This window comes from Streptomyces sp. NPDC088197 (assembly GCF_044741185.1).
GTDB lineage: Bacteria > Actinomycetota > Actinomycetes > Streptomycetales > Streptomycetaceae > Actinacidiphila.
Genome location: NZ_JBIUSD010000035.1, coordinates 1 through 1,447, shown reverse-complemented (window position 1 = coordinate 1,447; position 1,447 = coordinate 1). Strand labels below are relative to the sequence as shown.

Below are 1,447 nucleotides of genomic sequence, written 5' to 3'. Positions count from 1 at the left end.
CGAAGGGTGAGACCTGATGCCGAGCCGATTGTGGTGAAGTGGATGATCCTATGCTGTCGAGAAAAGCCTCTAGCGAGTTTCATGGCGGCCCGTACCCTAAACCGACTCAGGTGGTCAGGTAGAGAATACCGAGGCGTTCGGGTGAACTATGGTTAAGGAACTCGGCAAAATGCCCCCGTAACTTCGGGAGAAGGGGGGCCATGTCTGGTGACGGGATGTACTCCTTGAGCTGGGTGTGGCCGCAGAGACCAGCGAGAAGCGACTGTTTACTAAAAACACAGGTCCGTGCGAAGCCGTAAGGCGATGTATACGGACTGACGCCTGCCCGGTGCTGGAACGTTAAGGGGACCGGTTAGTCCTGTTTCGACAGGGCGAAGCTGAGAACTTAAGCGCCAGTAAACGGCGGTGGTAACTATAACCATCCTAAGGTAGCGAAATTCCTTGTCGGGTAAGTTCCGACCTGCACGAATGGCGTAACGACTTCTCGACTGTCTCAACCATAGGCCCGGTGAAATTGCACTACGAGTAAAGATGCTCGTTTCGCGCAGCAGGACGGAAAGACCCCGGGACCTTTACTATAGCTTGATATTGGTGTTCGGTTCGGCTTGTGTAGGATAGGTGGGAGACTGTGAGCCGGTAGCGCCAGCTATCGGGGAGTCGTCGTTGAAATACCACTCTGGTCGTGCTGGATGTCTAACCTCGGTCCGTGATCCGGATCAGGGACAGTGTCTGGTGGGTAGTTTAACTGGGGCGGTTGCCTCCTAAAGGGTAACGGAGGCGCCCAAAGGTTCCCTCAGCCTGGTTGGCAATCAGGTGTTGAGTGTAAGTGCACAAGGGAGCTTGACTGTGAGACTGACGGGTCGAGCAGGTACGAAAGTAGGGACTAGTGATCCGGCGGTGGCTTGTGGAAGCGCCGTCGCTCAACGGATAAAAGGTACCCCGGGGATAACAGGCTGATCTTCCCCAAGAGTCCATATCGACGGGATGGTTTGGCACCTCGATGTCGGCTCGTCGCATCCTGGGGCTGGAGTCGGTCCCAAGGGTTGGGCTGTTCGCCCATTAAAGCGGTACGCGAGCTGGGTTTAGAACGTCGTGAGACAGTTCGGTCCCTATCCGCTGTGCGCGTAGGAGTCTTGAGAAGGGCTGTCCCTAGTACGAGAGGACCGGGACGGACGAACCTCTGGTGTGCCAGTTGTCCTGCCAAGGGCATGGCTGGTTGGCTACGTTCGGGAGGGATAACCGCTGAAAGCATCTAAGCGGGAAGCCTGCTTCGAGATGAGGACTCCCACCCCCTTTGAGGGGTTAAGGCTCCCAGTAGACGACTGGGTTGATAGGCCAGATGTGGAAGCCCTGTGAGGGGTGGAGCTGACTGGTACTAATAGGCCGAGGGCTTGTCCATTGTTGCTCGCGTTCACTGTGTGGTTCTGAAACAACCAGCCCACCACCA

At 56.3% G+C, this 1,447-nt stretch carries 1 rRNA gene (cut by a window edge); it reads left to right on the top strand.

The features are described 5' to 3' along the window. A 23S ribosomal RNA gene (locus tag ACIOC1_RS35550) occupies nt 1–1,399 on the top strand (it extends 1,368 nt beyond the left edge of the window). Nucleotides 1,400–1,447 lie beyond the last annotated feature (48 nt).